Source organism: Pseudomonas sp. P1_F1_2, from assembly GCF_056405815.1.
The window spans coordinates 14,352-39,823 of the sequence record NZ_JBFUBK010000041.1; the positions used below are offsets into that span (position 1 = coordinate 14,352).

Sequence of the window (25,472 nt, forward strand, 5' to 3'; positions counted from 1 at the left end):
TAAGGCTGAAATCAGCTCAGAAATGTCTGCAACAAGTCATTGAGAAACAGTTGTCCGCGCGTCGTGGCCGCCAGACGTGACGGTTCGACCTGCAACAAGCCACTTTGTTCGGCTTCGCGACGGTGTTCGGCAAGGCTTTCCAGGCTCAGCCCGGTGCGCTCCGGATACAGTCGCGATTCGACGCCCTCGGTCAGGCGCAACGCGTTCATCAGGAACTCGAACGGCATCTCATCGTTAGTCAGCGCCTTCTCGCCCGCCTTGAAGCTTTTGGCCGGATTGAGGTAATCCTTGGGCAAGCGTGTCTTCCAGGTGCGCACGATGCGCCCGTGCGGATGGCTGAGCTTGCCGTGGGCGCCCGCGCCAATACCGATGAAGTCGCCAAAGCTCCAGTAATTGAGGTTATGCCGCGCCGGGCGACCCGGCTGGGCATACGCCGACACTTCGTATTGCGCGTAACCGTGTTCGGCGAGCAGCGCCTGACCCGCTTCCTGAATGTCCCACAGGGTGTCGTCTTCCGGCAGTGTCGGTGGCTGGTTCCAGAACACCGTGTTCGGCTCCAGCGTCAGCTGATACCAGGATAAATGAGTCGGTTTCAGGGCGATGGCGGTACGCAGGTCGTTCAGGGCATCTTCCAGGGACTGATCGGGCAGGCCGTGCATCAAGTCCAGGTTGAAGTTATCGAACCCGGCCTGACGGGCCATGCCAGCGGCGCGTACCGCTTCGTCGCCGTTGTGAATCCGCCCCAGGGCCTTGAGTTTCTCTTCCTGAAAACTCTGGATGCCGATCGACAGGCGATTGATCCCCAGTTTCCGGTACGCCACGAACTTGTCTTGCTCGAACGTTCCCGGATTGGCTTCCAGGGTGATTTCGATGTCATGCGCAAACGGGATGCGTTGTTCCACGCCTTTGAGCAATCGGCCCAAGGCTTCGGCGCTGAACAGGCTTGGCGTGCCGCCACCGAAGAAGATCGAACTCAGTTCGCGGCCGTAAACCGCGTGCAAGTCTTCATCGAGGTCAGCCAGCAGCGCATCGACGTACTCTTCTTCCGGCAGCACCGGGCTGGCGGTATGGGAGTTGAAGTCGCAATAAGGGCATTTGCGCACACACCACGGAATGTGGATGTACAGCGCCAAGGGCGGCAGCACGGGCAGTGCCGCCCGTGGCGATTGGGCGTCACCGCCGAAGATCAGCGGCGACGCGGATGATTCACGGGTCATTTCAAGCCCAGACGCTGGCGCAGCAGATCCATTGCACGGGCGCGGTGACTGATCTGGTTCTTGTCGCTCGGGCTCAGTTCGGCGCTGGAGCAATCGCGCTCCGGCACCCAGAACAGCGGGTCATAGCCGAAACCGTGTTCACCGCTGGCCGCCGTCAGGATGCGCCCGTGCCACAGGCCTTCGCAGAGGATCGGCAACGGATCATCGGCGTGACGCACCAGTGCCAATACACAGACAAACTGCGCGCCGCGCTCGGCCTCGGGCACGTCTTTCAAGACGTCGAGCAGCTTGGCGTTGTTCGCCGCATCGCCCTTGCCATCGGCATAACGAGCCGAATAGATACCCGGCGCACCGCCGAGGAAATCCACTGCCAGCCCAGAGTCGTCGGCGAGCGCCGGCAGGCCGGAGATGCGCGCGGCGTTGCGGGCCTTGAGGATGGCGTTCTCGACGAACGACAGGCCGGTTTCTTCAGGTTCGACGCTGCTGAACTCGCCGATCGAGCGCAGTTGCACCGAGTCGCCGAGCATGGCCTGGAGTTCCTTGAGTTTGCCGGCGTTATGGCTGGCCAATACGAGTTGCGTGAAGTTGATCATTCGCCGGGGAATAGCTCTTGGTTGAAATTGATGGTGTTGATTTTGTCACCGTTCTGCACCTTGATTTCGAAGGTGCGGACTTCCTGCTGATCCACCGGGTATTGCGCGATGTAGTAGATCGCACCTTGTTCGGTGATTTGTTTGAATTGCAGGGGCACGCTCTGGCTGGTCAGGTCTTTGACCGTGCCGCTCACCTGCGCCACCAGCGGCTTGCCTTCCTTGATCACGGCAACATTGATCACGCCCTGGTTCTTGCTGCGGATCAACTCCGCCGATTTGGCGATGTCCGGTGTCAGGAATGTGGAGTTGAAGGTGTTGTAGTGCACCGTCACGTCGCCAAAGGTTTCCTGGCGATCGCCCTTGATGGCGTCCGCGGCCATGGCCGTGACGCTCAGGCAGGCAGTGAGTAGAAACAGCGCTAGACGACCCATATTCGTTCTCCTTGGAATGTCGTGGTTCAGACAGCGACCTTGTGATCCTGCAGCCCGGGGCTGCTGACGCGGTAAATACCGATCTCACCTAACAGATTAGGCCATAGCTTACTGGCCCACCCGTGCCGATGCTGTTGATCCACGGCAAGCCGATCAATGACCTTGGCTTCACGTTCGCGACACAACGCCTCAAAGTCTTCGAAGGTGCAGAAGTGGATGTTCGGCGTGTTGTACCAGGTGTACGGCAGAAACTCGGAGACCGGCATCCGGCCCTTGCTCGCCAGGTACCAGCGGCAGCGCCAGTGACCGAAGTTGGGGAAAGTGATGATGCACTGGCGCCCAACGCGCAGCATTTCGTCGAGGATCTTGTCCGGGTAATGCACGGCTTGCAGCGCCTGGGTCATGACCACGATGTCGAAGCTGTTGCTGGCAAAGTTGCCCAGGCCCTTGTCCAGGTCCTGCTCGATGACGTTGATGCCTTTGGCCACGCACTCGGCGATATTGTCCGGGTCGTTTTCCAGGCCATAGCCGGTGACTTGCTTGTGGTCGCGCAGCCAGGTCAGCAGTTCGCCATCGCCGCAGCCGAGGTCGAGCACGCGGCTGCCGGCGGGGATCCATTCCTGGATGATTTCCAGATCGGCTCTCATGTCTTCCTCAAAGCGAAATGCGGTTCATGTAGTTGCTGAAGGCTTGCAGGTAGCGCGGGATCGGAATCAGGAAGGCGTCGTGGCCTTGCGGGGCGTCGATCTCGAGGTAGCAGACGTCTTTTTTCGCGGCCATCAGCGCGTCCACCAGTTCCCGCGAGCGGGCAGGGGAGAAGCGCCAGTCGGTGGTGAACGACATCACGCAGAACTTGGCCTGGGCATTGGCGAAGGTTTTCGCCAGGTCATCATCAAAGTTCGCTGCCGGGTCGAAGTAGTCCAGCGCCTTGGTCATCAGCAGGTAGGTGTTGGCGTCGAAGCGCCCGGAGAACTCTTCGCCCTGATAGCGCAGGTAACTTTCGACCTGGAATTCCACGCTGTGAAAATCGTAGTTGAGCTTTTCGCTTTTCAGGCCACGGCCGAATTTTTCGCCCATCGAATCATCGGACAGGTAGGTGATGTGCCCGACCATCCGGGCCAGCATCAGACCGCGCTTGGGAATCACGCCGGCTTCCTGGAACGAACCGCCGTGGAATTCGGGGTCGGTGAGGATGGCCTGGCGCGCCACTTCGTTGAACGCGATGTTCTGCGCCGATAGCTTGGGGGCCGAGGCGATAGCCAGGCAGTGACGAATGCGGTCGGGGTAAGTGATGCTCCATTGCATAGCCTGCATGCCGCCAAGGCTGCCACCGATCACTGCTGCCCATTGGCCGATGCCGAGGCGGTCGGCCAGACGCGCCTGGCTGTGCACCCAGTCTTCCACGGTCAGCACCGGGAAATCGGCGCCGAAGGGCTTGCCGGTGTCCGGGTTGATGCTGCTCGGGCCTGTGGAACCGTTGCAACCACCAAGGTTGTTCAGGCTGACCACGAAGAATTTGGTGGTGTCGATCGGCTTGCCGGGCCCGATGCAGCTGTCCCACCAACCGGGTTTACGGTCGTCGGGGCTGTGAAAACCGGCAGCGTGGTGATGACCGGACAACGCATGGCAAATCAGCACGGCGTTGCTCGCCGTGGCATTCAGCGTGCCGTAGGTTTCGTAGATCAGGTCATAGGCTGGAAGCGAACGCCCGCAGGCCAGGGCCAGGGGTTCGCTGAAGTGCGCCACTTGCGGCGTCACCAGACCAACAGAATCGGGGGGAAAGGCAGTTGGCATCGACCCTGCTCTCGTTGAAATGAGGCGTAAGTCTAAAGACCGCTGCCCCTAGCAGCAAGCGACTACCCATGATCGTTCCCACGCTCTGCGTGGGAATGCCTCAATGGACGCTCCGCGTCTGCTTCGGCGGTGACGCGGAGCGTCACAGGCTGCATTCCCACGCGGAGCGTGGGAACGATCAAGGTCGGGCCAATCCGGGCAACTCCGGCAGCTTCTTCGGCGAACAGATCCGCACCCGTTTCTGCCGGTTCAGCTCACCGCTGATCAAACTCACCTGGCTCTTGGAGACCCCAAACGCCTTGGCCAGAAACGCCATCAGGTAAGCATTTGCCTTGCCTTCGACCGGTGGTGCGGTCAGGCGGATTTTCAGGCGATCCCCATGCAGCCCGCAGAAATCATCGCTGCGGGCGGCCGGTTGCAGGTGACACTCCAGAATCAGGTCGTCACCGTCCCAGCGGTAGTAGCTCATCAGATCAGGCCAAGCAGGCCCTGCGGCATGAACGCATAGAACGCAAGGCGCGGGATCAGCCAGCTTTGCAGCAGCTGGATCGCGATGAACGCGAAGATCGGCGAAATATCGAGGCCGCCCAGGTTCGGAATGATGCGGCGGAACGGCGCGAGTACCGGCTCAGTGATCTGGCCGACCAACTCAGCCCCCGGATTGTGGCTGCCCGGGGCGACCCAGGACAGAATCACGCTGATGATCATGGCGTAGAACAGCACATTCAAGAACAGCGAGAACAGCGCAATGATCGACCATGGCACCAACAGCAGCCAGTCAACGTCGAAGCCTTTGAGCGTGAGGATGACCGCCATCAGCAGCATCTGCAGGATCAGCGCCAGCACCAGCGACGACATGTCCAGCCCGAACATGCTCGGGATCACCCGGCGCAGTGGCTTGAGCAGCGGTTGGGTGGCTTTGACGATGAACTGGCAGAGCGGGTTGTAAAAATTCGCCCGGACCAGTTGCAGGATGAAGCGCAGCAGCACGATCAGCAGGTACAGGCTGCCCAAGGTTTTAATGATGAAAACGGCAGCGTCATTGAGTCCTAGCATTATTGAATCCTTTGTAAGAGCTGATTAGCGACCAAGTTGCTCAGCCATTTCGGCCGAGCGATGCGCGGCGGCGCCGAGTGCCGTTTCGACCAGGGCTTCGAAGCCGCCGGCCTGGAACGACTTGATCGCAGCTTCCGTGGTGCCCGCAGGCGACGTTACACGACGACGCAGTTCGGCGGCATCGACATCGCTGGCGACCGCCATGTGCGCGGCGCCCAGCGCGGTTTGCAGGGTGAGTTGTGCGGCGATGTCTGCTGGCAGGCCTAGCTTCACGCCCGTGGCGGTCATGGCTTCGATCAGCAGGAAAAAGTACGCCGGGCCGGAGCCGGACACCGCAGTGACGGCGTCCAGTTGCTGTTCTTCGTTGAGCCACAGGGCAATGCCGACAGCCGACAGCAACTCTTGGGCTTGCTGGCGTTGATCGGCGTTCACTTGGGCCGTGGCGAACAAACCACTCACGCCCTGACGCAGCAGCGCCGGGGTATTAGGCATGCAGCGCACGATCGGCTGGGCGCCGAGCCAGTTGTTCATGCTGGCGCAGGTGATGCCAGCGGCAATCGACACCACCAGTTGATTGGGCTTCAGGCTTGGGCGAATCGCTTCGCACACGGCTTTCATCGCCTGAGGTTTGACCGCCAGGACGACCACGTCGGCGTCTTGAATGGCGTCGGCATTGTCGGCGAATACTTCGATGCCGTGTTCGGCAGCGACCTTGGCGCGGGTTTCGGCACCGGGATCGCTGGCGCGGATCTGCGCAGCGTCCAGACCTTTGGCGCGCAGGCCGCCGATCAGGCTGGCGGCCATGTTGCCGGCACCGATAAAGGCAATACGGGTTTTGCTCATGTCAGGTCCTTATAAAGAGTGGTGTCAGCCAGGGTTTCAAGGCTGGCCGTAGTCGCGGGCGCCGAACAGGGCCGTACCAACGCGGACCCAGGTGGCGCCCATGGCAATGGCCGACTCAAGGTCGTGGCTCATGCCCATGGAAAGTGTGTCGAGCGGCAGGTTCAGGCTGGCTTGCAAGTGCTGCACGGCAGCAAAAGCGGCATCCTGGGCGGCGCGATCTTCAGTCGGCTCGGGAATTGCCATCAGCCCGCGCAGCTTTATGCGAGGCAAGGCGTTGATGGCATTGGCCAAGGCCGGCAGGTCGGCCGGGGTGCAGCCGGATTTGCTGGCTTCACCGCTGACGTTGACCTGGATGCAGATGTTCAGTGGCGGCAAATCGGCAGGGCGTTGTTCGGACAGGCGTTGTGCGATTTTCAAGCGATCCACGGAGTGCACCCAGTCGAAGTGCTCGGCGATAGCGCGAGTCTTGTTCGATTGAATGGGGCCGATGAAGTGCCAGATCAAGGGCAGGTCGGCCAGTTCGAGCTGTTTGCCCAAGGCTTCCTGCAGGTAATTCTCGCCAACGTCGCGCAGGCCGGCGGCATAGGCTTCACGCACGGCTTCGGCGGGTTTGGTCTTGCTCACGGCCAGCAGTTGAACGCTGTGCTCATCGCGCCCGGCAGCCAGGGCGGCGGCGCGGATGCGTGAACTAACCTGAGCAATGTTGTCTGCTATCGTGGACATTCAATGTGCGCCAGCGGTCTGAAGGTTCGCGGCATTCTACTGGAATTGAGGAGCGCTATGGATATCACTGAGCTGCTGGCTTTCAGCGCTAAACAGGGCGCATCCGACCTGCACTTGTCAGCTGGCCTGCCCCCGATGATCCGTGTCGACGGCGATGTACGGCGCATCAACCTGCCGGCCCTGGATCACAAACAGGTACAGGAACTGATCCACGACATCATGAACGACACCCAGCGGGTGGACTTCGAGAAACACCTGGAAACCGATTTCTCATTCGAAGTGCCTGGTGTGGCGCGTTTTCGGGTGAACGCGTTTAACCAGAACCGTGGCGCCGGGGCGGTGTTCAGGACCATTCCATCGAAGGTTCTGAGCATGGACGACCTCGGCATGGGCGAGGTGTTTCGCAAGATCACCGATGCGCCGCGCGGGCTGGTGCTGGTCACCGGGCCGACCGGTTCCGGCAAGTCCACCACGTTGGCGGCGATGATCGACTACCTGAACAGCCATCGCCATCACCACATCCTCACCATCGAAGACCCGATCGAGTTTGTCCACGAATCGCGCAAATGCCTGATCAACCAGCGCGAGGTGCATCGCGATACGCGCAGCTTTGCCACGGCCCTGCGCTCGGCCCTGCGCGAAGACCCGGACGTGATTCTGGTAGGGGAGATGCGGGACCTGGAGACCATTCGCCTGGCGCTGACCGCTGCCGAGACCGGGCATCTGGTGTTTGGCACGCTGCACACCACGTCAGCGGCGAAAACCATCGACCGGGTGGTGGATGTGTTTCCGGGGGATGAGAAGTCGATGGTGCGGTCGATGCTGTCGGAATCGTTGCTGGCGGTGGTGTCGCAGACACTGGTGAAGAAGATCGGCGGCGGGCGGATTGCGGCGCACGAGATCATGTTGGGTACGTCGGCGATCCGTAACCTGATCCGCGAGGACAAGGTGGCGCAGATGTACTCATCGATTCAGACGGGAGGATCGCTGGGGATGCAGACGCTGGATATGTGCTTGAAGGAGTTGGTGACCAAGGGCTTGATCAGTCGCGAGCATGCGCGGGATAAGGCGCGGTCGCCGGATAACTTCTGAGGAGGAGGTGATCGCTCCCACACAGAGCGTGGGAGTGATCATCCCGGGTCAGGCCCGGGATTTCATCAGCGCTGTACGACGCGCATCTGATTCGGTTCTTTTGGCAGAACCCGCTTGGCAACCACGTAGTGTTTTTCCCAGTACGGTTTCTTCAGCGTATCGATGCTCACCGACTTGCCACGGCGGGGCGCGTGGATGAAGCGGTCATTGCCCAGGTAGATGGCAACGTGATTGACTCGACGGCTTTTGATGTTGAAGAAAATCAGGTCGCCGGGCTTCAGTTCGTCGCGATCGACTTTCTCGCCATGACCGCTGGCCATGGCATTGGAAGTGCGCGGCAGGTCAAACGTAGCGTCGTTGAACGCGTATTTCACCAGGCCACTGCAATCGAACCCTTTACTTGGGCTACTGCCGCCCCAACGGTAGGGAGTACCGAGGACGTTGACGGCGCGGCTCAGCACATTGCTGCTTTCCTTGCTCGCCATCGGCGGTACAAGTTTGCTGTTGGCGTTGCTCGGTTCGCTCGACAGTTTTGCAGTTTGTTTGCTTTTGTTCGAAGGAGCAGAAGCATGGGATTTTGGGGTGTAACCATTAACGTTTGGAAGACGTTGCTCACGATTGGTGGCGTGGGCGGCCAGTGGCATCAAAAGGCAAATGGTTAGCCATGTCTTGAAAAATGGACGCATTAGGCAGGGCTCGAATGGGTGAACGCGCAACTTTATAACAGCTTTTTTTACCCTTCCGAGGCCGTTGGTCGATTCAACCTGGTGGCCATTTGAACCAAACAAGCGGCAGATTGACGCAATTGTCGGACAGAAGTCAGGTGCTATAAGGCTTTGACGGGACCCACGGTAGCATTTGCCATACGTCGGCTACCTGTAAAAAAGTCACAAAGATTTAAAGAATATTTCTCTATCGTGTGAATCGAGGTCATTCATGAACAGCTATCAACAGTCGGCCGCGCATCAGGATACTCACAGCAAAGTGATCGGGTATCTGCTGTGGATTTTTGGTTTTACCGGGGCCCACCGCTTCTATTACGGCAAGCCTGTGACCGGGACGATCTGGTTCTTCACCTTTGGTTTGCTGGGGATTGGCTGGCTGATCGACGTATTTCTGATCCCGGCTATGGACCGTGAAGCTGACCTTCGGTTCACCGCTGGGCCTATCGAGTACAACGTGGCGTGGATTCTGCTGACGTTTCTAGGGGTGTTCGGCGTGCACCGGATGTATCAGGGGAAGTGGATCAGCGGCTTGCTGTACCTGGTGACGGGCGGGTTGTTCTTTGTGGGGGTGCTGTATGACTTCTGGACACTGAATGACCAGGTTTCCGTGCGTAACGCTCAGAACAGAGGTGCTTTCCAGTAAGCCATCGCTGGCAAGCCATGCTCCTACAGGGTGTTCATACACAATCCCGTAGGAGCAAAGCTTGCTCGCGATTGTAGCCACGCGGTCTTATGCCTGGTGACTGATCCGCCCATCCACCAGGGTGTAACGCACTACGCCCGGCAGGCTATGCCCGATGAACGGGCAGTTTTCACCCTTGGACAACCAGGTTTCACCCGCCACCGTCGACGCTGTCGGGTCGAACAGCACGATGTCCGCCGGCCCGCCGACCGCCAAACGACCTGCCGGCAAGCGCAAGGCCTCGGCCGGGCCGGTGCTCAAGCGTGTCAGTAACGTCGGCAGGTCGAGCAAACCATCCTCCACCAGCGTCATCGCCAACGGCAGCAGCAATTCAACACTGCTGATGCCCGGCTCCGTGGCGCCGAACGGCGCCAGTTTGGCGTCCAGCTCGTGTGGCTGGTGATGGCTGGAAATGGCCGAGATCACACCCGATTTCACTGCCTCGCGCAGGCCATCGCGGTCGGCGCGGGTGCGTAGCGGTGGCTGGACGTGATAGAGGCTGCTGAAGTCGATCAAGGCTTCATCCGTCAGGATCAGCTGATACAGGGCGACATCGGCGGTCACCGGCAGCCCGCGGGCCTGGGCCTGGGCGATCAGGGCCACGCCGCGAGCGCTGGTGAGCTGGCTGAAGTGCGCGCGCACGCCGCTCTGCTCAACCAACAACAGATCGCGGGCCAGGGCCACGGTCTCCGCGGTTTCCGGTATGCCCGGCAAGCCGAGGAAACTGGCGGTCGGGCCTTCATGGGCCAGGCCACCTTCGGCCAGATCATGGTCCTGGGAATTGAAAATCACCGTGAGGTCGAATGTCGCCGCGTATTCCAGCGCCCGGCACAGGGTGCGGGTATTGCGAAAGCTCTCCAGGCCATTGCCGAAGGCCACGCAACCGGCATCGCGCAGCGCAACGAGCTCGGCAAGCTGTTCGCCGTCCAGGCCTTTGCTCAGGGCGCCAATCGGGAACACTTTGGTGTTGCCGGCTTCACGCGCGCGGTCGAGGATCAGTTCGGCCACGGCCGAAGTGTCCAGCACCGGTTTGGTTTTCGGCGGGCAGCACAGGCTGGTGACGCCACCGGCGGCTGCTGCGCGGGTTTCGCTGATGATCGAGCCTTTGCGGCTGTAACCCGGCTCGCGCAGGGCGACGTTCAGGTCAACCAGGCCGGGAGCAGCCACGAGGCCATGGGCGTCGATTGTGTCGACGGCGACAAAACCGGCTGGCGCAGCGCCAAGGGCGACGACTTTGCAGGCTTCAATGTGGATATCGGTTACTTGATCCAGCCCCGTGGCTGGATCGATCACGCGGGCGCCGAGAATACTGAGCTTCACTGGGCGTTCTCCTGCTCGAATTGACGTTGCGCAGTCTGCCCGCTCATGGCCATGGACAGCACGGCCATACGAATCGCAATACCGTAGGTGACCTGGTTGAGGATCACCGAGTGCGGGCCGTCGGCCACCGCCGACTCGATTTCCACCCCACGGTTGATCGGCCCCGGGTGCATGACGATGCAATCGGGCTTGGCCCCGGCCAGGCGTGCGGTGGTCAGGCCGAACAGGCGGTAGAACTCGCCTTCGCTCGGCAGCAGGCCGCCGGCCATGCGTTCGCGCTGCAGGCGCAGCATGATCACCACGTCGACGTCTTTCAGGCCTTCGGTCATGTCGGTGTAAACCTTCACGCCGTATTGCTCGATGCCGATGGGCAGCAGGGTTTTCGGCGCGATCACGCGGATGTCCGGGCAACCCAGGGTTTTCAGGGCCAGCATGTTCGAGCGCGCCACCCGCGAGTGCAGGATGTCGCCGACGATGGCCACCGAGAGATTTTCAAAACCACCCTTGTGCCGGCGGATGGTGAGCATGTCGAGCATGCCCTGCGTCGGGTGCGCGTGACGGCCGTCGCCGCCGTTGATGATTGCCACTTGCGGGCACACATGCTCGGCGATGAAGTGCGCGGCGCCGGAGTCGCCGTGGCGCACGACGAACATGTCGGCGGCCATGGCCTCCAGGTTGCGCAGGGTGTCGAGCAGGGTTTCGCCCTTGCTCGCCGACGAGGTCGACACGTTCAGGGTGATCACGTCCGCCGACAGCCGCTGGGCCGCCAGTTCGAAGGTGGTGCGAGTGCGGGTCGAGTTTTCGAAGAACACGTTGCACACGGTCTTGCCGCGCAGCAACGGGACTTTCTTCACGGCCCGGGCGCCGACTTCGAGGAACGAGTCAGCGGTGTCGAGGATTTCCGTCAGCAGCTCGCGGCGCAAACCGTCGAGCGAGAGGAAGTGGCGCAGCTGGCCCTGATCATTGAGCTGCAGCGGGCGCTTGGTATCTAGAGGCGTCATCGCGAGGGGACTCTCAATAGGGCGGATTAAAGGGCGAGGTCTTGCAGTTCAAGCTTGAGTTCGGGGCCGGAAAGCTTCACTCGTTCATGGGCGGCCAGCGACAGCGTCGCGCCAACCACGTTCGGGCGGATCGGCAGTTCGCTGGCGTCCAGGTCCAGCAGGCAGACCAGCGTTACGCTGGCCGGGCGGCCGTAGTCGAAGAGTTCGTTCATGGCAGCGCGGATGGTCCGGCCGCTCATGAGCACGTCGTCGATCAGCACCAGATGCTGGCCTTCGATCTCGAATGGCAGTGCCGACGGGCGAACCTGTGGGTGCAGGCCGTTCTGGCTGAAGTCGTCGCGGTAGAAGGACACGTCCAGCGTACCGAGCGGCGAATCGCTGCCCAGTTCTTCGAGCAACGCCTGGGCGACCCAGACGCCGCCGGTACGGATACCGATATAACGCGGTTCGCTGATGCCACGGTGTTCCAGGTGTGCCTTGAGACGGATCGCCATCTGGCTGATCAGTTCGGCGGGATTGGGCAGGCTCATGGTTGCTCCTTCTTGGGCCCGAGCCGGGTTCTGCGGGTGTGACGCCTGGCTCGGGTTGTCGCTAAGTAGAGACGCTTGCTGCGCCTCTTCAGGATTCGAACAATGCGGTGTTTTCGTCGAGCCAGCCTTGCAGCAGCAGGGCGGCGGCGATGGCGTCCACCGGGTTGTCGCGGTAACTGCCTTTTTGCCCGCCACGATCACGTCGTTCGCCTTTGGCTTCAAACGTGGTCAGGCGTTCATCGTGGGTATAGAAAGGCAGGTTGTAGCGGCCGTTGAGACGGCGGGCGAATTTTTCCGCGCGCAGGCACATGTCGCTTTGGGTGCCATCCATGTTCAAGGGCAGGCCCACCACCACTGCGTCGGGTTTCCATTCTTTGATCAGGGCTTCGACCTGATTCCAGTCCGGAACGCCGTTCTGCGCTTTCAACGTACACAACTCGCGGGCCTGGCCGGTAATCACCTGCCCGACCGCGACGCCGATCTGTTTGGTGCCGTAGTCGAAACCCAATATCAGGCGCAGGGCCATCAGGCGTGCCCCGCCTGGCTGGTGAGCAGGCTGAGGTTGACGCCCAGATGCTTGGCCGCCGCTTCCAGACGCAATTCGCTGCTGGTGTTGAACAGGATGTCGGCGTCGAACGGGCAGGTCAGCCAGGCGTTCTGAGCCAGTTCGGCGTCCAGTTGCCCGGCTTCCCAACCGGCGTAGCCGAGGGCAATCAGGCTTTTCGCCGGGCCGACACCGTCGGCAATGGCAAACAGTACGTCTTGAGAGGTGGACAGGGACAGATCGCCTTCCAGATCAACGGTCGCCTGATAACTCTGCCCTTTGGGGTGCAGGACAAAACCGCGATCCGTCTGCACCGGGCCGCCGATGAAAATCGGCACATGCCGGCACAGCGGTGGGGGCTCGATGTCCGGGCGCAGTTGCTCAAGGATCTCGGCCAGGTTCAGGTCTTGCGGGCGGTTGATCACCAGCCCCATGGCACCATTGGCCGTGTGCTCGACGATGTAGGTCAAGGTGTGCGCAAAGTTCGGGTCGGCCATGTGAGGCATGGCGATCAGGAAGTGATGCTTGAGGTAGCTGGGGCTGACATTCTTCATGAGCGCTAGTGTGGCGTTGGAGGGGCGAACTGACAAGCTGGGGATGCACGGGAAATGCCCCGATTTTCCCCGGCAACAGAGATCATTGTGGGAGCGGGCCTGCCCGCGAAGGCGTCAGGTCGGTCGATATTTATGCTGAATGTGCCGACCTCTTCGCGGGCAAGCCCGCTCCCACAGGGGGATATGCAGTGTTCAATTGCTCGAGAGGCGGTCGCCGCGGGCAAATTTCCAGGTGCGGATGATTTCCAGGCGGTCGATGTCCGACAGATCCCCGGTAAACGGCGCAAACGGGGCCGCGAGCCGCACGATCCGCTGTGCCGCCTGATCCAGCAGCGGCTGCCCGGACGACTCCAGCACCAGCACTTCATACAACGAGCCGTCCCGGTTGATCGAAACCATCAAGCGCAAATTGCCGTAAATCTGCTTGCGTCGGGCTTCGTCGGGGTAATTGAGGTTGCCGATGCGCTCGACCTTCTTGCGCCATTCGTCCTTATACCAGGCGCCTTTGTCGCGCATGGTCGAAGCCGCGCTCAAGCGGTGAATGCGCGGGCGCTTGGCGTACAGCTGTTGTTCATTGGCCAGTTCCGCTTCGAGGCTGGCGATGTCGCTGGACAGCTGGGCACTGTCAAACGTCGGCGCGGCCACGGCAGGCTTGGCCTGTGGCTTGACCTCTTCGTTCTTGGCCGGCGCTTTTTTAGGTTGGGGTGCGACGGTAGTCACGGCTGCCTTGGGCGCTGCTTCCTGTACTTCAGGCTTGGCGGCGGGCGGTGGCGTGACTTTCTGCACTTTGTTGTCCTGGAACGGCGCGACCTCGGTGGTCTTGGGAATCGCTTTTTTATCCAGGGTGCCGCTGCCTTGCTGATTTTCCTGGGCGAGGAAATCGGCTTTTTCGGGCTTCTTTTCGCTTTTGAAGGTGGCGAGGGTGATTTCCAGGGTTTTGCTGATGGTTTTGGGTTCGACCATCGTAAAGCCGACGCCCAACAGCAAGGCCAGGTGAATCAACGCCGCGAGAAACAGGGTAAAACCGAGGCGATCGGCCGGGCGCACGCCACGATGGGCGAGTTCAGCAGGCAGATCGGACGGGAGGGTCATGGCAAGAAAACCAACATCGCGTTTTTCACAGGCCGCGCATGATAACGCAATGTTGGGGGTCCTTAGACTGTTCTATATCAGCGAGCCTTGAGCTTCTGATCGATGGCATCCATCAGCAGGCCGCCGATGTCGGTGCCAAAGGCGTTATCGATTTCGCGGATGCAGGTCGGGCTGGTGACGTTGATTTCGGTCAGATGCTCGCCGATCACGTCCAGGCCAACAAACAAAAGACCTTTTTCACGCAGGGTAGGGCCCACTTGTGCCGCGATCCAGCGATCCTTCTCGGTCAATGGACGGGCTTCGCCACGACCACCGGCGGCGAGGTTGCCACGGGTTTCTCCGGCGGCCGGAATGCGCGCCAGGCAGTAATCCACCGGCTCGCCGTCGATCATCAGGATGCGTTTGTCGCCGTCCTTGATCGCCGGCAGGTACGCCTGGCCCATGATCTGCTGGGCGCCCAGCGCCGTCAGGGTTTCCAGGATCACCGACAGGTTCGGATCACCAGCGCGATGACGGAAGATCGACGTGCCACCCATGCCGTCCAGCGGCTTGAGGATCACGTCGCCGTGCTTGGCGGCGAATTCACGCAGCACATCGGCGCGACGGCTGACCACGGTCGGCGGCGTGCATTGCGGGAACAGCGTGGCGAACAGTTTTTCGTTGCAGTCACGCAGGCTCTGCGGCTTGTTGACCACCAGCACGCCGGCGCTTTCGGCTTGTTCCAGCAAATAGGTGGAGTAAACGAACTCCATGTCGAACGGTGGATCCTTGCGCATCAGGATCACGTTCAGATCGCTGAGCGGCGCATCGCTCTCGGCGCCCAGTTCGAACCATTTTTCCGGGTTGGCGAACACTTGCAGCGGACGCATCCGCGCGCGAGCCTGGCCTTCGCCCTGGTACAAATCGCGCTGTTCCATATAGAACAGTTCCCAGCCGCGCTTCTGCGCGGCCAGCAGCATGGCCAGCGAGCTATCCTTTTTATAGGAGATGCTGGCAATGGGGTCCATGACAATCCCGACGCGAACGCTCATGGGTTTTTCCTCGAATTTGGGTGGTCCGAATGGACATGAAAAAGTGGCGTCAGAGTGGCGCTGAGTGTGTTCCCGGTCAAGGAAAAACCATCGTGCAAGTCGGCCGATAGATTGGTTTTGGAGACTGTGCTAAAAAGGCTGCCATGTCATGCTGGCCCTTGAGTATCAAGGGTTTCGAGCGCAAACGGACAATTTGTTTCGCAAAGGCGACGGTAGAGCATTTATGGATCAGCATTCCAGCGCCTTGAAGGTCATGGTGATCGACGATTCGAAGACGATTCGTCGCACCGCCGAAACGCTGTTGAAGAATGTGGGTTGTGAAGTCATTACGGCCATCGACGGTTTCGATGCGCTGGCCAAGATTGCCGATAACCATCCCGGCATCATCTTTGTCGACATCATGATGCCGCGTCTGGATGGCTATCAGACCTGCGCTTTAATCAAGAACAATAGTGCGTTCAAGTCCACGCCAGTGATTATGCTGTCGTCCAAGGACGGGCTGTTCGACAAGGCCAAGGGGCGCATCGTTGGCTCCGACCAGTTTTTGACCAAGCCTTTCAGCAAGGAAGAACTGCTGAACGCGATCCAGGCCCATGTTCCGGGCTTCGCCGCCGTTTTGCCGCAGTAGGACACGCACAGTGACGCTCGGCCAGCGGGCCCGGTGTCGACAAGAATGGGGAAGACCATGGCTCGTATTCTGATCGTCGATGATTCGCCGACCGAAATGTACAAACTGACCGGCATGCTGGAAAAGCACGGTCACGAAGTGTTGAAAGCCGAGAACGGCGCCGACGGCGTGGCCCTGGCCCGTCAGGAAAAACCTGACGCCGTGTTGATGGACATCGTCATGCCTGGCCTCAACGGCTTCCAGGCGACTCGCCAGCTGACCAAAGACCCGGAAACCGGGCACATCCCGGTGATCATCATCACCACCAAGGATCAGGAAACCGACAAGGTCTGGGGCACGCGCCAGGGGGCCAAGGATTACCTGACCAAACCGGTCGACGAAGAAACCCTGATCAAAACCCTGAACAACGTGCTGGCCGGTTGAACGTCCGCCCATGACTGAATCGCTGACGGCTTTCGAGCTGCTGCTGCAGATCGATCAGCGCTGTCGTCTGCTGGCGGCGGATTTACCGTCCCAGCCGACCCGACAGGACAGCTGGAGCGGCATTGGTTTCCGCTTGGGCGAGGACTGGTACGTCGCGCCGATGGGCGAAGTCAGCGAAGTCCTGCATGAACCGCGCTTCACCCAATTGCCGGGCGTCAAACCCTGGGTCAAAGGGGTGGCCAACTTGCGTGGGCGATTGCTGCCGATCATGGACCTGGGTGGTTTTTTTGGCCACGAAGCCTCGGCTGTGCGCAAGCAGCGGCGCGTGTTGGTGGTGGAACATAACGAAATTTTTGCCGGGTTGCTGGTCGACGAAGTCTTCGGCTTGCAGCACTTTGCCCAGGACAGCCTGCAGCCGGCAGATCATTTGAACGGGCCAATGTCGGGCTTCGTCAAAGGCCGGTTTCAGCGAGAGCAGGCCTGGCAGGTGTTCAGCCCGTTTGCGCTGGCGCAGTCACAAAGCTTTATGCATGTAGCGGTGTAATCCCCGGACCCTGTAGGAGCCGGGCTTGCCCGCGATGCAGACGGCGCGGTCTCACTTTGGACCGGGGTGATGCCATCGCGGGCAAGCCCTGCTCCTACAAGGGCGAGTAGTGAATTGGGCAGGACAGGCGAGGACCGATGACAAAAGCACAAACAGGCAAGCCAGAAGGATCGCGCAGCCGTTCGCAGATCATCGTGCTGTTTATCGCGCTGATCGTGTTCATCATGCTGCTGTTCGCCAATTTCGCTTACCTCAATACCCAAGCCACGTACGACAAACAGTACATCGGCCACGCCGGCGAGCTGCGCGTGCTGTCCCAGCGCATCGCCAAAAATGCCACCGAAGCTGCCGCTGGCAAAGCGGCCGCGTTCAAGTTGCTCAGTGATGCGCGCAACGACTTTGCCCTGCGTTGGGGATACCTGAAGAAGGGCGACCCGGCCACCGGCCTGCCGCCAGCGCCGACCACCGTGCGCCCGGAAATGCGCGCCGTGCAGCTCGATTGGGAACGCTTGCTGAAAAACACCGACGCCATTCTCTCCAGCGAGCAGACGGTGCTGTCGCTGCATCAGGTCGCGGCGACCCTGGCCGAAACCGTGCCGCAGTTGCAGGTCGAGTACGAGAAAGTCGTCGAAATCCTCCTGCAACGCGGCGCACCGGCCGCGCAGGTGGCGATGGCCCAGCGCCAATCGCTGCTGGCCGAGCGCATTTTGGGCGCGGTGAACACCGTGCTGTCCGGCGACGAAAACTCGCAGCAGGCCGCCGACGCCTTCGGCCGCGATGCCGCGCGTTTCGGCCAGGTGCTCAACGGCATGCTTCAGGGCAATGTGGCGCTGAGAATCAGCCAGGTCGAGGACCGCGATGCTCGCGCTCGCTTGAGCGAGATTTCCGAGCTGTTTGAATTCGTCTCGGGCTCGGTGGATGAAATCCTCGAAACCTCCCCCGAATTGTTCAAGGTCCGCGAGTCGGCCACCAACATATTTACCCTGTCGCAAACCTTGCTCGATGAAGCCTCGCACTTGGCCACCGGGTTCGAAAACCTTGCCGGCGGGCGCAATACCGACACCATCGGCGGTTACGTGCTGGGCCTGCTGGCGCTGATGTCGATCATTCTGATAGGGATGGTGATGGTGCGCGAAACCAATCGTCAGCTTCGGGAAACCGCCGAAAAGAACGAACGTAACCAGAGCGCGATCATGCGCCTGCTGGACGAAATCGAAGACCTGGCCGACGGCGACTTGACCGTCACCGCCTCGGTGACCGAAGACTTCACCGGGACCATTGCCGACTCGATCAACTATTCCGTGGACCAATTGCGCGACCTGGTGGCGACCATCAACCTCACTGCCGGCCAGGTGGCCGCCGCCGTGCAGGAAACCCAGGCCACCGCCATGCACCTGGCACAAGCCTCGGAGCATCAGGCGCAGCAGATCTCCGAAGCCTCGACGGCGATCAACGACATGGCCCAGTCCATCGATCAGGTCTCGGCCAATGCCGCCGAGTCGTCAGCGGTGGCCGAGCGTTCGGTGGAAATTGCCAACAAGGGCAACGAAGTGGTGCACAACACCATCCACGGCATGGACAACATTCGCGAGCAGATTCAGGACACCGCCAAGCGCATCAAGCGTCTGGGCGAGTCCTCCCAGGAAATTGGCGACATTGTCAGCCTGATCGATGACATTGCCGACCAGACCAACATACTCGCGCTCAACGCGGCGATCCAGGCATCGATGGCCGGTGACGCCGGGCGCGGTTTTGCCGTGGTGGCCGACGAAGTCCAGCGCCTGGCCGAGCGTTCATCCGCCGCGACCCGGCAAATCGAAACCCTGGTGCGGGCGATCCAGACGGACACCAACGAAGCGGTCATTTCCATGGAGCAGACCACCACCGAAGTGGTGCGGGGAGCGCGTCTGGCGCAGGATGCCGGTGTGGCCCTGGAAGAAATCGAAGGCGTATCGAAGACCCTCGCGGCGTTGATCCAGAGTATTTCCAATGCTGCGCAGCAACAAACGTCTTCGGCCGGGCAGATTTCCCTGACGATGAACGTGATTCAACAGATCACCTCGCAGACCTCGTCCGGTTCCACCGCCACTGCCGAGAGCATCGGCAACCTGGCTAAAATGGCCAGTCAGCTGAGGCGTTCGGTGTCCGGTTTCACCTTGCCGGCCGCCAAGGCGCAGGCGGCGGACAAGGCTTGAACCGGCCACAGGCGTATGATTTTTGAAAGGCGTAGGGACTGGAGTGGTTATGGGTGATCGGCACGACTATGTGGCCCTCGAGTGGGTCAAAGGCGAGATTGCCGAAACGCTGAAGCAGGCCCATCAAGCAATCGAAACGTTGCTTGATGACCCGCAGGCGCTGCACGCCTTGAGCGATTGCCTGGCGTACATCCATCAGGTTCACGGCAGTTTGCAGATGGTCGAGTTCTACGGCGCGGCCCTGCTCGCCGAAGAAATGGAACAGCTGGCCAGCGCCTTGCTGCAGAACCGCGTCAGCCATCGTGATGAAGCGCTGCACCTGTTGATGCAAGCCCTCGGGCAACTGCCGATTTACCTCGACCGCATACAAGGGGCACGCCGTGACCTGCCCTTGGTGGTGTTGCCGCTGATTAACGATTTGCGCAGCGCCCGGGGTGAAACCCTGCTGTCGGAAACCAGCCTGTTCAGCCCGCAACTGGTGGACTTGCCACCGTTGGACGAAGCGTCGCTGGCGCTGCTTGAGCCTGCGGACTTCGCCAATGTGCTGCGCAAATTGCGCCAGATGCTGCAAATGGCACTGGTCGGGTTGCTGCGAGAACAGGATGACGACACCCATTTTAATTATCTGGCCAAGGTTTTTTCACGCCTTGAAGGGATATGCGCTGATGCGCCCCTGAGCCCGCTGTGGCAAGTCGCCTCGGCACTGGTCGAAGGCATGCGCACAGACGTGATCGCCAACAGCCCGGCGCTGCGCAGCCTGTTCAAGGACGCTGACAAAGAACTCAAGCGTTTGCTCGAACAAGGCATCCGCGGGATCAATCAGCCGGCACCGCCCGAGCTGCTCAAGAGTTTGCTGTTCTACATTGCCAAGGCCGAACTTCCTACCGGGCAGATGCTGACCATGAAAGATCGCTACTCACTGGACGACGCGTTGCCCGACAGCGCGATGGTCGATGAAGAACGCGCACGCCTGGCCGGTCCCGACCGCGATGCCATGCGTTCGGTGCTGGCCGCGCTCTGCGAAGAACTGGTGCGGGTCAAGGAGCGCCTGGACCTGTTCGTGCGCAGCGACCGTCAGCACACCTCGGACCTCGACAGCCTGCTGGCGCCACTGCGCCAGATCGCCGACACCCTGGCGGTGCTGGGGTTTGGGCAGCCGCGCAAAGTCATCATCGATCAACTGGCGGTGGTACTCAGCCTGGTTCAGGGCCAGCGCGAACCCAACGACGCCATCCTCATGGACGTCGCGGGCGCCTTGCTCTACGTCGAAGCCACCCTGGCCGGCATGGTCGGCACCGTGGAGCCCGAGAGCCAGGAAGAAAGCCGCCTGCCGACCACCGACCTGACTCAGATTCACCAGATCGTCATCCGCGAAGCGCGCATCTGCCTGCAACAAGCCAAGGACATGATCGTCGACTACATCGACGCCGACTGGGATCGCCAGCAACTGCAGGCGCTGCCGGCGTTGCTGACGCAAGTGCGCGGCGCGTTGTCGATGATCCCGTTGAGCCGGGCGGCGAGCCTGGTCGAAACCTGCAATCACTTCATTCGCGACCATTTGCTGCTGGAGCCGGACCAGCCCGATTGGCAGGAACTGGACAGCCTGGCCGATGTGGTGACCAGCATCGAGTATTACCTGGAACGCCTCGGCGACGATCCCGAAGCACCGGGGGAACAACTGCTCGATGTCGCTGAAAAAAGCCTGGCGTCGCTCGGGGTTTTCCCCAGCGAACTGCAAGTACCGATGCTCGACGATGTGCTCAGCCCGAGTGAAGCCCAGGTCATGCAGCAGATGCAGGTGCTCGATGACCCCGAGATCGTGCAGACGCTGGCCGATGTGCTGGCCAGCCCGGTGTCCTCCGTCAATCCGCCCGCGCTGACCACCCCAGGCAGCCTGTTGCCGCCGCCCGCCGGTGAGGAACCGGTCGACGAAGAGTTGCGCGAAGTCTTCCTCGAAGAGACCGATGAGGTCCTGGATATCCTCCAGGAATACTTGCCGCGCTGGACGTCCAACCCCGACGACAAGTGTGCCTTGAGCGAATTGCGCCGAGCGTTCCACACCTTGAAAGGCAGCGGCCGGATGGTCCGCGCGTTGGTGCTGGGCGAGCTGGCATGGGCGGTGGAAAACCTGCTCAACCGTGTGCTGGAGGACAACGTCGCGCCGGGGGCCGCCGTGCAACAACTGCTTGCCGATACCCTGAATTTACTGCCGGAACTGGTGACCGAGTACGCCGGCAATGTCCAGCGTCAGCGCAACGATGTCGACCAGTTGGCCGCGCGCGCCCATGCCCTCGCCAAAGGCGATGCACCTGCCTGCGATGAAGATACCCAGGACGTGGCGGCCCTTGATCCGCTGTTGCTGGAGATCTTCCGCAAAGAAGCCGAAACCCACCTGGCCAGCCTCAATCGCTTCCTTGATCAGGCTGCCGAGCATGTGCCGCTTCAGGCCAGCGACGAATTGCAGCGAGCGTTGCACACGCTCAAGGGCAGCGCCTCGATGGCCGGCGTCTTGCCGATCGCCGAGCTGGCAACGCCACTGGATCAACTGGCCCGTGAGTACAAGGCGCATCTGATAGCGCTGGACCTGGACGAAGTCGAACTGTTGCTGGAAGCCGAAGGCTTGTTCCGGCTCGGCTTGCGCCAGCTCACGACCGATCCGTTGGCGCAGATTCGCGGTGCCGGCTCATTGATCGAACGCACCCAGTCATTACTCGCCGAGCGTCTGCAAACGCTGTTGAGCACGCCCGATACCGCGCTGCGAACCAAGCGCGACCCGCAGTTGATCAACAACTTCCTGGCCCAGGGCATGGACATCCTGCTGGACGCCGAAAGCTTGTTGCAGCGCTGGCAACAGCATCCCGGCGAACGTCAGGAATTGACCGCGTTGCTGGATGAACTGACCACGCTCGGCGAGGGCGCGCACCTCGCCGATCTGCACCCGGTGGACGCACTCTGCGAAGCCTTGCTCGACCTGTATGGCGCGGTGGAAGAGAGCAGCCTGGCGGTCAGCGAGCGGTTTTTCCATGAAGCGCAAAGTGCTCACGAAGCGCTGATCAACATGCTCGACGAACTGGCCGCCGGCCAGGAAGTCAGCCCGCAGCCGGAACGCATCCGGGCGTTGCGCGAGTTGCTCGATGAAAGCCTCGACCCATCGTCCATGGGCCTGATTCGCAGTGACGGCAGCCGCACCCTGAGCATTCGCGAACTGGGCAGCGCCACCGCCGAACTTGAGCAAACGGCGACCCCGGTGGAGTTCGACGACGAAATCGTTTCCATCTTCCTCGAAGAAGCAATGGACATCCTCGAAAGTGCTGGTCAGGCCCTGCAACGCTGGTTGCGTGACCCGGACAACGCCGCCCCGTTGTCGTCCTTGCAGCGCGATTTGCACACGCTCAAGGGCGGTGCGCGGATGGCCGAAGTCGAGCCGGTCGGCGATTTGGCCCATGAACTGGAAAGCCTTTACGAAGGCTTGGTGGACCGCCGTTACAACCACAGTGAAACCCTGGCGCAGTTGCTGCAAAAGAGCCATGACCGCCTCGCCCTGCTACTTGAACAGTTGCAGAATCAGCAATCGCTGGGGACCCCGAGCGAGTTGATCGAGGCGATTCGCGCCTTTCGTCAAGGCAATGCCAGCGCCGCCGAAGTGGCCGAGCCCACACCGGCCAACGATTCGCCGGGCCATGATCCCGAGTTGCTGGAGATCTTCCTCGAAGAAGGTTTCGACATCATCGAAAACTCCGGCGCCGCGCTTGTGCGTTGGCAAGCCGAGCCGTCGAGCCGACAAGAAATAGAAACCCTGCTACGAGACTTGCACACGCTCAAGGGCGGCGCGCGCATGGTGGAAATCGCCCCCATCGGCGACCTTGCCCATGAGCTGGAGTTTCTCTACGAAAGCCTGTCGGCGGGCGCGTTGCAACCGAGCGCGGCGTTGTTCACGTTGTTGCAAAGCAGCCACGATCGGCTGGCGCAGATGCTGGATGCCACCCGCGCCGGTCAGCCGTTGCCGCCGGCTGACCGACTGATCGATGCCATCAAGAATTTCAGCCACCCGGCCGTGCTCCAACCGGCCAAGCTCCCTTCGACCGTGGCGGCGCCTGCCGTGGCCAAGCCCGAGACGCCTGTAGCACAAGCCGACGCCGGTGCCGACATGGTCAAGGTCTCGGCGGAACTGCTCGACGATCTGGTCAACCTGGCGGGCGAAACGTCGATCTTCCGTGGCCGTATCGAACAGCAGGTCAACGATGCGCGCGTCACCTTGAGCGAGATGGAGACCACCATCGAGCGGATGCGCGACCAATTGCGCCGGCTCGATACCGAAACCCAGGGGCGGATTCTCAGCCGTCAGCAAGTCGACGCCGAACGCCTGGGCTACGAAGAATTCGACCCGCTGGAAATGGACCGACACTCGCAATTGCAGCAACTGTCGCGTGCGCTGTTCGAATCGGCCTCTGACTTGCTGGACCTCAAGGAAACCCTCGACCGGCGCAATCAGGACGCGGAAAACCTGCTGCAGCAACAGGGCCGCATCAATACCGAGTTGCAAGAAGGCCTGATGCGCACGCGCATGGTGCCGTTCGAGCGGATGCTGCCGCGTTTGAAGCGCATCGTTCGACAGGTCTCCAGTGAGCTGGGCAAGGACGTGGAATTCATCATCGGCAATGCTGAAGGCGAGATGGACCGCAACGTGCTCGAACGCATGGCCGCGCCGCTGGAGCACATGCTGCGCAACGCCGTGGACCATGGCCTGGAATCGGCCGAGGTGCGCGTCGCGGCCGGCAAACCGGCGCAGGGGCGGATCACTCTCGACTTGTCTCGCGAGGGTGGCGACATGATTTTCGACATCCGCGACGACGGTGCCGGCGTGCCGCTGGATGCGGTGCGGCGCAAGGCGATCAAGCGCGGTTTGCTAGCCGAAGATGCGGATATCAGTGACCGCGACGTGTTGCAGTTCATCCTTCAGCCGGGGTTTTCCACGGCCGAGAAGATCACCCAGATTTCAGGGCGCGGCGTCGGCATGGACGTGGTCCACGAAGAAGTTCGACAGCTCGGTGGCACGATGGTCATCGACTCTGTGCCGGGGCGGGGCGTGCATTTCCGGATTCGCCTGCCGTTCACCGTGTCGGTCAACCGCGCGCTGATGGTGCAGTGCCTTGAGGATCAATACGCGATCCCGCTGAACACCATCGACGGCATCGTTCGTGTGTTGCCCAACGAACTGGAAGGGCATTACCGGCTCGATCCGCCGAGGTACAAATACGCCGGGCAACACTATGAGCTGTGCTACCTGGGCGAGCTGCTGAAAACCAGCACCCGCCCGAAATTACTGGGCCAAAGCCTGCCGTTGCCGGTGTTGCTGGTGCAATGCAACGACCGGCACATTGCCGTGCAGGTCGACGCCATGGCCGGCACGCGCGAGATCGTGGTGAAAAGCCTCGGCCCGCAGTTTGCGGCGGTGCAGGGTTTGTCCGGCGCGACGATCCTGGGCGATGGCCGGGTGGTGCTGATCGTTGATTTGCTGGCGCCGATCCGGGCGATGCAGGCGCATGTGCCGCCCCCGACGCTTATTCAGGACGCAGAGGCCGAGCCACAAAAACCGCTGCTGGTGCTGGTGGTCGATGACTCGGTGACCGTGCGCAAGGTCACCAGCCGATTGCTCGAACGCCACGGCATGAACGTGCTGACCGCCAAGGATGGGGTCGACGCCATGCTGCTGCTCGAAGAGCACATGCCGGACGTGATGCTGCTGGACATCGAGATGCCGCGCATGGACGGTTTCGAAGTCGCGACCCAGGTGCGCGCCGATGAGCGTTTGCAGCACCTGCCGATCATCATGATCACCTCACGCACCGGGCAGAAACACCGCGACCGCGCGATGGCCATCGGCGTCAACGATTACCTTGGCAAGCCGTACCAGGAATCGGTGCTGCTCGAAAGCATCGCCCTGTGGAGCAAATCCCATGCTTGATGACCATTTTTACCAGCGCACCAACAACCTCACCGGCCTGTTGCTGCCCTTGGCCGACCGCAATCTGATCGTGCCCAATGTCGCGGTGGCGGAGCTGATCGACTATCAACCGGGGGCGTTCGATCTGGATACACCGCCGTGGTACCTGGGGCTGGTGAAGTGGCGGGACCGGCAAATTCCGCTGCTCAGTTTTGAATCGGCGTGTGGCGATAAAGTCGTCATCGGCGAGCGGGTGCGCATCGTGATTCTCAACGCGCTGGGCGGGCGGCCAGCGTTGAAGTTCATTGCGTTGCTGGTGCAGGGGATTCCTCGCTCGTACAAGCTCGACAGTCAGTTGAGCTATGTCGATGTGCCGTTGTGTTCGCTGGAGCAAGCGGCGGTGCAGGTGGGCGAGCAAGTGGCCAAGGTGCCGGACTTGCTGGCGCTGGAGGAGTTGTTGGTTACGGCTGGTTTAGCCAACTGATCTGGATATTGTGGTGATTTCGCCGG

The 25,472-nt window shown here is 61.1% G+C and carries 25 protein-coding genes; 8 read left to right on the forward strand and 17 right to left on the reverse strand.

Translation table 11 applies throughout. The features are described 5' to 3' along the window. Positions 1-11 precede the first annotated feature (11 nt). The 9 genes from hemW to AC1D2P_RS14315 all read right to left on the reverse strand — a co-directional run bounded on the left by hemW (position 12) and on the right by AC1D2P_RS14315 (position 6,657). Positions 12-1,217 (reverse strand): radical SAM family heme chaperone HemW, encoded by a 1,206-nt coding sequence (gene hemW / locus AC1D2P_RS14275; RefSeq protein WP_109785631.1) that lies wholly within the window; start codon positions 1,215-1,217, stop codon positions 12-14. Further along, positions 1,214-1,810 (reverse strand): RdgB/HAM1 family non-canonical purine NTP pyrophosphatase, encoded by a 597-nt coding sequence (rdgB, locus tag AC1D2P_RS14280; protein WP_109785630.1) that lies wholly within the window; start codon positions 1,808-1,810, stop codon positions 1,214-1,216. The genes hemW and rdgB overlap by 4 nt, the downstream gene beginning before the upstream one ends. After that, positions 1,807-2,241, reverse strand: a complete 435-nt coding sequence (locus AC1D2P_RS14285; protein ID WP_109785629.1) for a DUF4426 domain-containing protein — start codon at positions 2,239-2,241, stop codon at positions 1,807-1,809. Before AC1D2P_RS14285 ends, rdgB begins: the two co-directional genes overlap by 4 nt. Before the next feature lie 26 nt (positions 2,242-2,267). Continuing rightward, entirely contained in the window at positions 2,268-2,888 is a 621-nt protein-coding gene (gene metW / locus AC1D2P_RS14290) for a methionine biosynthesis protein MetW (RefSeq protein WP_046029734.1), read from the reverse strand. Between the two features lie 7 nt (positions 2,889-2,895). Beyond that, the gene (gene metX, locus AC1D2P_RS14295) at positions 2,896-4,035 is read right to left on the reverse strand and encodes a homoserine O-succinyltransferase MetX (RefSeq protein ID WP_109785628.1); all 1,140 of its coding nucleotides are present in this window, start codon (positions 4,033-4,035) and stop codon (positions 2,896-2,898) included. A 178-nt stretch (positions 4,036-4,213) separates the two neighbouring features. Beyond that, on the reverse strand, positions 4,214-4,504 hold the full coding sequence (locus AC1D2P_RS14300) for a DUF167 domain-containing protein (RefSeq protein ID WP_109785627.1): 291 nt from the start codon (positions 4,502-4,504) through the stop codon (positions 4,214-4,216). Further along, positions 4,504-5,091, reverse strand: coding sequence for a YggT family protein (locus AC1D2P_RS14305; protein WP_046029737.1), 588 nt, complete (start codon positions 5,089-5,091; stop codon positions 4,504-4,506). Before AC1D2P_RS14305 ends, AC1D2P_RS14300 begins: the two co-directional genes overlap by 1 nt. A 24-nt stretch (positions 5,092-5,115) precedes the next feature. Then, positions 5,116-5,934, reverse strand: coding sequence for a pyrroline-5-carboxylate reductase (proC, locus tag AC1D2P_RS14310; protein ID WP_109785626.1), 819 nt, complete (start codon positions 5,932-5,934; stop codon positions 5,116-5,118). Positions 5,935-5,970: 36 nt separating this feature from the next. Then, the gene (locus tag AC1D2P_RS14315) at positions 5,971-6,657 is read right to left on the reverse strand and encodes a YggS family pyridoxal phosphate-dependent enzyme (RefSeq protein ID WP_046029739.1); all 687 of its coding nucleotides are present in this window, start codon (positions 6,655-6,657) and stop codon (positions 5,971-5,973) included. Positions 6,658-6,714: 57 nt separating this feature from the next. On the opposite strand from AC1D2P_RS14315, the gene AC1D2P_RS14320 reads away from it, so the two are divergent. Next, the gene (locus AC1D2P_RS14320) at positions 6,715-7,749 is read left to right on the forward strand and encodes a type IV pilus twitching motility protein PilT (RefSeq protein WP_046029740.1); all 1,035 of its coding nucleotides are present in this window, start codon (positions 6,715-6,717) and stop codon (positions 7,747-7,749) included. Between the two features lie 65 nt (positions 7,750-7,814). Here AC1D2P_RS14320 and AC1D2P_RS14325 read toward each other — a convergent pair whose 3' ends face one another. Beyond that, positions 7,815-8,435: a C40 family peptidase gene (locus AC1D2P_RS14325; protein WP_046029741.1), complete on the reverse strand. Its 621-nt coding sequence runs from the start codon at positions 8,433-8,435 to the stop codon at positions 7,815-7,817. Positions 8,436-8,685: 250 nt separating this feature from the next. Here AC1D2P_RS14325 and AC1D2P_RS14330 point away from each other — a divergent pair, with 250 nt between their 5' ends. Continuing rightward, positions 8,686-9,117: an NINE protein gene (locus AC1D2P_RS14330; protein ID WP_046029742.1), complete on the forward strand. Its 432-nt coding sequence runs from the start codon at positions 8,686-8,688 to the stop codon at positions 9,115-9,117. Between the two features lie 87 nt (positions 9,118-9,204). On the opposite strand, the gene AC1D2P_RS14335 is transcribed toward AC1D2P_RS14330, so the two are convergent. From AC1D2P_RS14335 to gshB, 7 genes are all read right to left on the reverse strand, one after another. Further along, the gene (locus tag AC1D2P_RS14335; protein ID WP_109785625.1) at positions 9,205-10,476 is read right to left on the reverse strand and encodes a dihydroorotase; all 1,272 of its coding nucleotides are present in this window, start codon (positions 10,474-10,476) and stop codon (positions 9,205-9,207) included. After that, the gene (locus AC1D2P_RS14340) at positions 10,473-11,477 is read right to left on the reverse strand and encodes an aspartate carbamoyltransferase catalytic subunit (protein ID WP_046029744.1); all 1,005 of its coding nucleotides are present in this window, start codon (positions 11,475-11,477) and stop codon (positions 10,473-10,475) included. The genes AC1D2P_RS14335 and AC1D2P_RS14340 overlap by 4 nt, the downstream gene beginning before the upstream one ends. Before the next feature lie 26 nt (positions 11,478-11,503). Beyond that, complete coding sequence (pyrR, locus tag AC1D2P_RS14345) at positions 11,504-12,007, reverse strand: bifunctional pyr operon transcriptional regulator/uracil phosphoribosyltransferase PyrR (protein ID WP_046029746.1); 504 nt, start codon at positions 12,005-12,007, stop codon at positions 11,504-11,506. An 88-nt stretch (positions 12,008-12,095) separates the two neighbouring features. Next, positions 12,096-12,533: a Holliday junction resolvase RuvX gene (ruvX, locus tag AC1D2P_RS14350; RefSeq protein WP_109785624.1), complete on the reverse strand. Its 438-nt coding sequence runs from the start codon at positions 12,531-12,533 to the stop codon at positions 12,096-12,098. After that, positions 12,533-13,105, reverse strand: a complete 573-nt coding sequence (locus AC1D2P_RS14355; protein ID WP_046029751.1) for a YqgE/AlgH family protein — start codon at positions 13,103-13,105, stop codon at positions 12,533-12,535. Before AC1D2P_RS14355 ends, ruvX begins: the two co-directional genes overlap by 1 nt. A 192-nt stretch (positions 13,106-13,297) precedes the next feature. Beyond that, positions 13,298-14,197 (reverse strand): energy transducer TonB, encoded by a 900-nt coding sequence (locus AC1D2P_RS14360; RefSeq protein WP_077431107.1) that lies wholly within the window; start codon positions 14,195-14,197, stop codon positions 13,298-13,300. A gap of 77 nt (positions 14,198-14,274) precedes the next feature. After that, positions 14,275-15,228 (reverse strand): glutathione synthase, encoded by a 954-nt coding sequence (gene gshB, locus AC1D2P_RS14365; RefSeq protein WP_046029757.1) that lies wholly within the window; start codon positions 15,226-15,228, stop codon positions 14,275-14,277. A gap of 223 nt (positions 15,229-15,451) precedes the next feature. Between gshB and pilG the strand changes: the two genes are divergently transcribed. The 6 genes from pilG to AC1D2P_RS14395 all read left to right on the forward strand — a co-directional run bounded on the left by pilG (position 15,452) and on the right by AC1D2P_RS14395 (position 25,446). Beyond that, positions 15,452-15,856 (forward strand): twitching motility response regulator PilG, encoded by a 405-nt coding sequence (gene pilG, locus AC1D2P_RS14370; RefSeq protein WP_027926573.1) that lies wholly within the window; start codon positions 15,452-15,454, stop codon positions 15,854-15,856. Between the two features lie 57 nt (positions 15,857-15,913). Next, positions 15,914-16,279 carry a twitching motility response regulator PilH gene (gene pilH / locus AC1D2P_RS14375; RefSeq protein WP_008068134.1) on the forward strand — a complete coding sequence of 122 codons (366 nt, stop codon included), beginning with the start codon at positions 15,914-15,916 and terminating at the stop codon, positions 16,277-16,279. Between the two features lie 10 nt (positions 16,280-16,289). Continuing rightward, complete coding sequence (locus AC1D2P_RS14380) at positions 16,290-16,823, forward strand: chemotaxis protein CheW (protein ID WP_109785623.1); 534 nt, start codon at positions 16,290-16,292, stop codon at positions 16,821-16,823. Between the two features lie 137 nt (positions 16,824-16,960). After that, on the forward strand, positions 16,961-19,018 hold the full coding sequence (locus AC1D2P_RS14385; RefSeq protein ID WP_223522930.1) for a methyl-accepting chemotaxis protein: 2,058 nt from the start codon (positions 16,961-16,963) through the stop codon (positions 19,016-19,018). Positions 19,019-19,067: 49 nt separating this feature from the next. Continuing rightward, positions 19,068-24,983 (forward strand): Hpt domain-containing protein, encoded by a 5,916-nt coding sequence (locus AC1D2P_RS14390; RefSeq protein ID WP_109785621.1) that lies wholly within the window; start codon positions 19,068-19,070, stop codon positions 24,981-24,983. Next, the gene (locus tag AC1D2P_RS14395; RefSeq protein ID WP_046029767.1) at positions 24,976-25,446 is read left to right on the forward strand and encodes a chemotaxis protein CheW; all 471 of its coding nucleotides are present in this window, start codon (positions 24,976-24,978) and stop codon (positions 25,444-25,446) included. Before AC1D2P_RS14390 ends, AC1D2P_RS14395 begins: the two co-directional genes overlap by 8 nt. Positions 25,447-25,472 lie beyond the last annotated feature (26 nt).